The sequence below is a fragment of the Pseudomonas putida genome (genome assembly GCF_001976065.1).
Taxonomy (GTDB): Bacteria; Pseudomonadota; Gammaproteobacteria; order Pseudomonadales; family Pseudomonadaceae; genus Aquipseudomonas; species Aquipseudomonas serbica.
Map to the genome: position 1 here is coordinate 69,583 of NZ_MNAH01000013.1, position 6,604 is coordinate 76,186.

The window sequence follows — 6,604 nt, forward strand, 5'->3', positions numbered from 1 at the left end:
CTTGGAAGAACCCGCTTCGGCGGGTTTTTTTATGCGTCTGAAAAACACTGTCTGCGTGAACAAGGGTTCACGCAGCCAGTCTTTCATTGCCGGTCGAGTTTTGCTGCCGCACGCTCGGTGATTTGCGCTCGCAGTTTCAATGAACTGGCGGCACGGTTGCGCGCTTCCTCCAGCACCCTGTTGGGCGCCGTTTCCGGGCTACCGGCCTGAAAGGGCGGCGCAGGTGCGTATTCCAGTTGCAATTGCACCAGCTCAGCGGTGTCCTGGCCGAACAGCTCGGCTGCCAGGGTCAGGGCAAAATCGATGCCTGCGGTAATCCCGCCACCGGTCAGCAGGTTGCCGTCGCGCACCACCCGATCCTTCACCGCAATCGCTCCCAACGGCGTCAGCAGTTCGTGATACGCCCAATGGGTGGTGGCGCGCTTGCCCTTGAGCAGTCCCGCCGCACCCAGCACCAGCGCACCGGTGCAGACCGACGTCACGTACCGCGCGTTGGCGGCCTGGGTCTTGATAAACGCCAGGGTTTGCTCATCCTCCATCAACGGCCCGACTCCACTGCCACCGGGCACGCAGATCACATCCAGCGCCGGGCAATCATCGAAGGTTACGGTCGGCTTGAGCATCAGACCGGTGCTGGCGGTGACGGGCATCAGGTCCTTCCAGATCAGATGCACCTTCACGTCCGGCAGCGAGGCCAGCACGTCATAGGGGCCGGTGAGGTCGAGTTGCTGCACCTGTGGAAACAACAGAAAACCGATCTGCAAGGTCATGGTGTTTTTTCTCCTGAAGTGGGTGGACGCCCTCACTGTAGACGCCTAGGATTTGGCGTATACGCCAATCACCCCACGAATTACGCCAACATGCCGAAAACCATTCACGTACTCGCCTTCGCCAACGTGCAAGTGCTCGATGTCACCGGGCCGTTGCAGGTGTTCGCCTCGGCCAACGACATCGCCCGTCAGCAAGGTTCGCCCCCACCTTATGCGCCGTCGGTAATTGCCAGCGGCGGCGGGGCGGTGATGTCATCGGCGGGCTTGGCGTTGCTGGCCGAAATCTTGCCCGAGCAGGGCAGCGACACCCTGATCATCGCCGGGGGCTGGGGCGTCTATACGGCGGCGCAGGACCCGGCACTGGTCGGTTGGGTGCGCGAGCACTCGGCAAAGTGCCGGCGGGTGGCATCGGTGTGCACCGGCGCGTTCCTGCTGGCGGCCAGTGGCTGGCTCGACGGCCGGCGCGTGGTCACCCACTGGACCCGTTGCGAGCAGTTGGCGCAGCAACACCCGCGATTGCAGGTCGAACCCAACCCGATCTTCATCAACGACGGTCCAGTCTGGACCTCGGCCGGCGTCACCGCCGGCATCGACCTGGCGTTGGCAATGGTCGAAGCCGACCTCGGTCGCACCATGGCCTTGGAAGTCGCCCGGCAACTGGTGGTATTCCTGAAACGCCCGGGCGGCCAGTCGCAATTCAGCGTGACTTTGTCTTTACAGAAAGAAGGCAATCGCTTCGACGAACTTCACGCCTGGATCAGCGAAAACCTCAGCAAAGACCTCGGCATCCCGACCCTGGCCCAGCAGGCTGGCATGAGCGAACGCAGCTTCGTGCGCCACTACCGCGCCGACACCGGCCAGACCCCGGCCCGAGCCATCGAGCTGATCCGGGTCGAGACGGCGCGACGCCTGCTCAGCGACACCGGCGTGCCAATCAAGCGGGTGGCCGTGCAATGCGGATTCGGCAGCGAAGAAACCCTGCGCCGCAGCTTCCTGCGGGCCATGGGGGTGACCCCGCAGGCGTATCGCGAGCGGTTTTCAGTCAGCGCGCAAGAAGATCCAGTCATGCCTTGAGCGTGGGTGTCCTGTCGTTAGACTTCCACTTCCGTCACCTGATTAAAGTATTTCGCCCTGTCCGGGGTAAACGTCACCACCATCCCGGTCCGCGCACAGGTCTGCACCCGTTCTTCGTCCAGATCCACATCCAGATCCTCACCGCGCAAGCCTTGCCATTGGGCGAGGTACTTTAGGGAACCGTATTTTTCGAGTTTTTTCAGGCTGCGGCTGACGCCACCTTTCCAGCCCAGCACCGGCAGCTCGCCAGCGAGGCATTGCCGGGCGAGGTCGGGGAAACGGGCGGCGCGCTGGTGGCCGACTTCCCAGCATTTGATCAGGCCCTTGTCGTGGCCTTCCCACAGTTCGTCGCGGTTGAGGCCGGTTCGAAGGGGCAGGTCGATGCTGCGATAGATGCGTTGGGACATTCTGGATCCTTGAATTCGGGGTGTGTTGGACAGCTCCGCTGTGCCCGTTGAGCATCGATGTTAGGTGGGGATGTAGTGGCTTGCAACCGGGTATTTCCGGGGGGCGGACGCGTATTTTGTTTATGAAAAGTAGGACGCTGGCTTACACAAAAACCTCGCCGGACATCGGACCTGTAGGAGCCGGCTTGCCGGCGAAGGCGCACTTGAGAATGCCTTCGCCGGCAAGCCGGCTCCTACATTAAGGCTGGGCGCCAGGTCTCAAGGCTGCCAAACGCTCTTCTCCCCACTCAATTTCCTGTCCAGAAAACACGCCGCGCTGATCAACGCCAAGTGCGTCAGCGCCTGCGGGGTGTTACCCATGTGCCGCGCGTGGCTGTCGAATTCTTCGGCGTACAGCCCCAGCGGGTTGGCGTACCTGAGCAGTTGTTCGAACTCCAGGTGAGCCTTTTCCACCCGGCCGGCGCGGGCCAGGCATTCGACGTACCAGAAGGAGCATGCGGCGAATGCGCCTTCGGTGCCGGGCAGGCCGTCGATGTGGTTATCGTCATTGTGGTAGCGGTAGACCATGCCGTCGCGCACCAGGTTTTTCTCGATGGCGTCGAGGGTCGCGAGCCAGCGCGGGTCCTTGGCGCTGACGAAACGCACCAGCGGCATCAGCAGCATCGAACCGTCGAGGCCGGTGCCGCCGATGTGCTGCACGAAGTGCCCGCGTTCTTCATTCCAGAAGTTGTCCCAGATGTCCGAGTAGATGGCCTGGCGCGTCTGGTCCCAGCGGGCGAAGGGTGCGGGCAACGAGCGTTTCGAGGCGAGACGGATCGCCCGGTCCAGGGCGACCCAGCACATCAGTCGCGAGTGCAGGAAGTGGTGCTGTTCGCCGCGCATTTCCCAGATCCCGACGTCCTCCTGCTGCCAGGTTTCGCAAACCTGGTCGACCACTTTCACGGTGTGCTTCCAGCCCTCGTGGGAAATCGCTTCGCCGTATTTGTTGACCAGGTAAACCGCGTCCATCAGCTCGCCGAAAATGTCGAGCTGGACCTGGGCGTAGGCCAGGTTGCCGATGCGCACCGGCGTCGCGCCGCCGTGCCCGGACAGGTGCGTGAGTTCGACTTCCGGCAGTTCCTGGCGGCCGTCGATGCCATACAGGATATTGAGTTTCATCGGTTTGCCTCGGCAATCGCTGACCCGTCCACGCAACCAGCGCATATACGCGTTGGCTTCTTCGGTGAAACCCAGGCGCATGAAGGCGTAGACGGTGAACGAGGCGTCGCGGATCCAGGTGTAGCGGTAATCCCAGTTACGCTCGCCGCCAGTGACTTCCGGCAGGCCAAAGGTCGCTGCGGCGAGGATCGCGCCGTGTTTGCGCGAAGTCAGCAGCTTCATCGCCAGGGCCGAGCGGTTGACCACTTCCCGCCAGCGGCCGCGATAGTTGGACTGGCCGATCCAGTCACGCCAGAACTTCAGGGTGCGCTCCAGGCACAGCGTGGCGCCTCCTTCCTTGAAGCGCGGATCGTCGATGGCGCCCAGCAGGAACTCGGCACTCTGGTCCTGTTTGAGGGTGAATTCGGCAACCGCTGCCTGGTCTTCGATGTGCAAAACCTGATCCGTCGCCAGGCGCAGGGATGGCTGGTCGGCGGCTTCGAAGATCACGTCCCGTTGATCCAGGCGGGCGAGGGTGCGGGCACGCGCGTAGTCATGGCGCACGGCGCAGCGCAGGTGAAACGTCGCTTGGCCGCTGACTACCCGAACTCGGCGCATCAGCACGGGCAGGTTGTCTTCGGTGTCCCCAATGGGCAGCAGGTCGGTGATTTCCACCACGGCGCGATCACTGAGCCAGCGGGTTTGCAGCACGTTGGTATCGGGCAGGTAGATTTGCTCGCGGCGAGCGTCCGGCAAGTCCGGGGATAGCTGGAAAATCCCGGCCTCGGGCGTGTCCAGCAGCGAACAGAAGATCGACGGGCTGTCGAATTCCGGCCAGCAGAAAAAATCCACGCTGCCTTTGTCGTTGACCAGCGCGGCGCTGCGCATGTCGCCGATGATGCCGTGGGCGTCGATGGGGCTTTGGTGTTCGTGATCGGGCATTGGGGCTCCGAGAGCTGAGGGCCTAACTAAATAGCTGACTGGTTTTCGCGGGCGGGAGTTCATTTTGCGCTGACTGCTCTGGCCCCATCGCCAGCCTGCTGGCGATGGGGCCTTCACATTCAAGCAACAATTGGCTGCTTTCCCCTCAACCAGCGTTTATGGCAATTTGCAGGCCCTTGTCGAGACCACACGCCCATGGCAAACCCCTACCGCGAGCTGTTCAATGCCCCTGGCAGCGGCGCCTTCGTGCTGGCCGGAATGATCGCGCGCATGCCGATTTCCATGACCGGCATCGGCCTGATCACCATGCTCTCGCAGTTGCAGGGGGGGTACGGTTTGGCCGGTGCCGTGGCGGCGACGTTCGCGCTGGCCACAGCGTTTTGTGCACCGCAGGTGTCGCGGCTGGTGGACCGTTTTGGTCAGCGCCGGATCTTGCCGGTGTCGGCGCTGGTCGGGGGCGGGGCACTGTTGATGGTGCTGCTCTGTACCCGTCTGCAGGCACCCCAGTGGACGTTGTTCGTGTTCGCCGCGATCGCCGGCTGCATGCCGAGCATGTCGGCGATGGTCCGGGCGCGCTGGACCGAGCTCTATCGCGGCCAACCGCAGTTGCAAACCGCCTATGCCCTGGAGTCGGTGCTGGATGAAGTCTGCTTCATCGTCGGGCCACCCTTGTCGGTGGGGTTATGCGTGGTGGCGTTCCCCGAGGCTGGGCCGTTGGCGGCGTTGCTGATGCTGGCGATCGGGGTCACGGCGTTCGTATTGCAACGCAGCACCGAGCCGCCGGTGCATGCCCATGAAGAACATCACGCTGCATCGATCATCCGCTCCCTGGACATCCAGTTGCTGATGCTGTTGATGGTCGCCATGGGCACCATCGTCGGGGTGGTGGACGTGGTCAGCGTGGCCTTCGCCCAGCAGCAGGGCCAACCGGCCGCGGCGAGTATCGTGTTGTCGGTGTATGCGATCGGCTCATGCCTGGCCGGATTGGCATTCGGTGCGTTGCGTTCGAAAGTGCCGCTGCCGCGCCTGTTTCTCTACGGCGGGGTGGCAACGGCGGTGACGACCTTGCCGTTGCTGCTGGCGATGAACATTCTCGGCTTATCCCTGGCGGTGTTCGTCGCCGGACTGTTTTTTGCCCCGACCCTGATTGTCGCCATGGCCCTGGTGGAACAGATCGTTCCACCGGCCAAACTCACCGAAGGCCTGACCTGGCTGGTGACCGGGCTGAGCATCGGCGTGGCGATCGGCGCGGCGGGGTCGGGGTGGCTGGTGGATGCGTTCGGGGCGAGGAGCGGGTTCTGGCTGGCGATCGTGGCGGGGGGCGTCGTCCTCGGTTCCGCGATCCAAAGCTATCGCCATCTGAAATGATCTTTCAACTGTGGGAGCGGGCTTGCTCGCGAAGGAGTGGCAGACACAGTGATGTCGCCTGACACACCTTCGCGAGCAAACTCGCTCCTACAGGGATACTCATCCGGCTAATTCTTTTCGGCGCTCATTCGTTCTCTTTACAGACAACATTTCGAGGTAAGCCCGGTGACCCCGCTGACATTGCTGTGCCTGCCTTATTCCGGCGCGAGCGCCATGGTCTACAGCCGCTGGCGGCGCAAGCTGCCGGAGTGGATCAAGCTGCAACCGGTGGAACTGCCGGGGCGGGGTGCTCGCTTCGGCGAACCACTGCATACCGACATGCGTCGCCTGGCGCTGCAACTCGCACAGGAACAAAAAACCACGCTCAAGGCGCCGTATGCCCTATTCGGCCATAGTCTGGGCGCACTGCTCGCTTGTGAAATGGCCCACGCCTTGCGTGCACTTGGTTGCCCGGAACCGGTGGCGTTGTTTGCTTCTGGCACGGCCGCGCCAACCCTGCGTGAGGATTACGACCGGGGTTTTGCCGAACCCAAATCCGATGCCGAGCTGATCGAACAACTGCGCAGTCTCAATGGCACCCGCGAAGAAGTCCTGGCCAATGAAGAGCTGATGAGCCTGACACTGCCGATCCTGCGCGCCGACTTCCAGTTGTGCGGGCGCTTCGAGCCAGTGCAGCGCCCCTTGCTCAAGTGCCCGGTGCACGTGTTCGGCGGCAAGGCCGACCGCGCCACCACCGAACAATTGATCGGCTGGCGCAAGGAAACCCACGGCAGCTTTTCCGTGGACATGTTGGCGGGCGGGCATTTTTTCATTCATGAGCATGAGGCCAAGGTGCTCAAGGTGATCAAGGATCAGCTTGAAGTTCACCATCGGCGGCACGCGATGGCCGCTGTGGTTTAACCCAAT

General features: G+C 62.7%; 6 protein-coding genes. 3 read left to right on the forward strand and 3 right to left on the reverse strand.

Going from position 1 to position 6,604, the window contains the following annotated elements:
• Nucleotides 1–83: 83 nt before the first annotated feature.
• Nucleotides 84–770, reverse strand: a complete 687-nt coding sequence (gene inhA, locus BKX96_RS30145) for an isonitrile hydratase (RefSeq protein ID WP_077186243.1) — start codon at nucleotides 768–770, stop codon at nucleotides 84–86.
• 90 nt (nucleotides 771–860) lie between these two features.
• Here inhA and BKX96_RS30150 point away from each other — a divergent pair, with 90 nt between their 5' ends.
• Nucleotides 861–1,844, forward strand: coding sequence for a GlxA family transcriptional regulator (locus BKX96_RS30150; protein ID WP_077186244.1), 984 nt, complete (start codon nucleotides 861–863; stop codon nucleotides 1,842–1,844).
• Nucleotides 1,845–1,861: 17 nt separating this feature from the next.
• Here the strand turns inward: BKX96_RS30150 and BKX96_RS30155 are convergent, their stop codons facing one another.
• Both BKX96_RS30155 and BKX96_RS30160 read right to left on the reverse strand, forming a co-directional pair.
• A complete protein-coding gene (locus BKX96_RS30155) occupies nucleotides 1,862–2,251 on the reverse strand; it encodes a hypothetical protein (RefSeq protein WP_077186245.1) in 390 nt (129 codons plus the stop codon).
• Nucleotides 2,252–2,509: 258 nt separating this feature from the next.
• Nucleotides 2,510–4,330 (reverse strand): glycoside hydrolase family 15 protein, encoded by a 1,821-nt coding sequence (locus BKX96_RS30160; RefSeq protein WP_077186246.1) that lies wholly within the window; start codon nucleotides 4,328–4,330, stop codon nucleotides 2,510–2,512.
• 195 nt (nucleotides 4,331–4,525) lie between these two features.
• Between BKX96_RS30160 and BKX96_RS30165 the strand changes: the two genes are divergently transcribed.
• Both BKX96_RS30165 and BKX96_RS30170 read left to right on the forward strand, forming a co-directional pair.
• Entirely contained in the window at nucleotides 4,526–5,698 is a 1,173-nt protein-coding gene (locus BKX96_RS30165) for an MFS transporter (RefSeq protein WP_077186247.1), read from the forward strand.
• A gap of 165 nt (nucleotides 5,699–5,863) precedes the next feature.
• Nucleotides 5,864–6,598 carry a thioesterase II family protein gene (locus BKX96_RS30170; RefSeq protein ID WP_046817803.1) on the forward strand — a complete coding sequence of 245 codons (735 nt, stop codon included), beginning with the start codon at nucleotides 5,864–5,866 and terminating at the stop codon, nucleotides 6,596–6,598.
• The last annotated feature ends 6 nt before the right edge of the window (nucleotides 6,599–6,604 follow it).

Coding starts and splice junctions, on each gene's coding strand:
- inhA (WP_077186243.1), bottom strand. CDS start 770: ATGACCTTGCAGATCGGTTTTCTGTTGTTTCCACAGGTGCAGCAACTC.
- BKX96_RS30150 (WP_077186244.1), top strand. CDS start 861: ATGCCGAAAACCATTCACGTACTCGCCTTCGCCAACGTGCAAGTGCTC.
- BKX96_RS30155 (WP_077186245.1), bottom strand. CDS start 2,251: ATGTCCCAACGCATCTATCGCAGCATCGACCTGCCCCTTCGAACCGGC.
- BKX96_RS30160 (WP_077186246.1), bottom strand. CDS start 4,330: ATGCCCGATCACGAACACCAAAGCCCCATCGACGCCCACGGCATCATC.
- BKX96_RS30165 (WP_077186247.1), top strand. CDS start 4,526: ATGGCAAACCCCTACCGCGAGCTGTTCAATGCCCCTGGCAGCGGCGCC.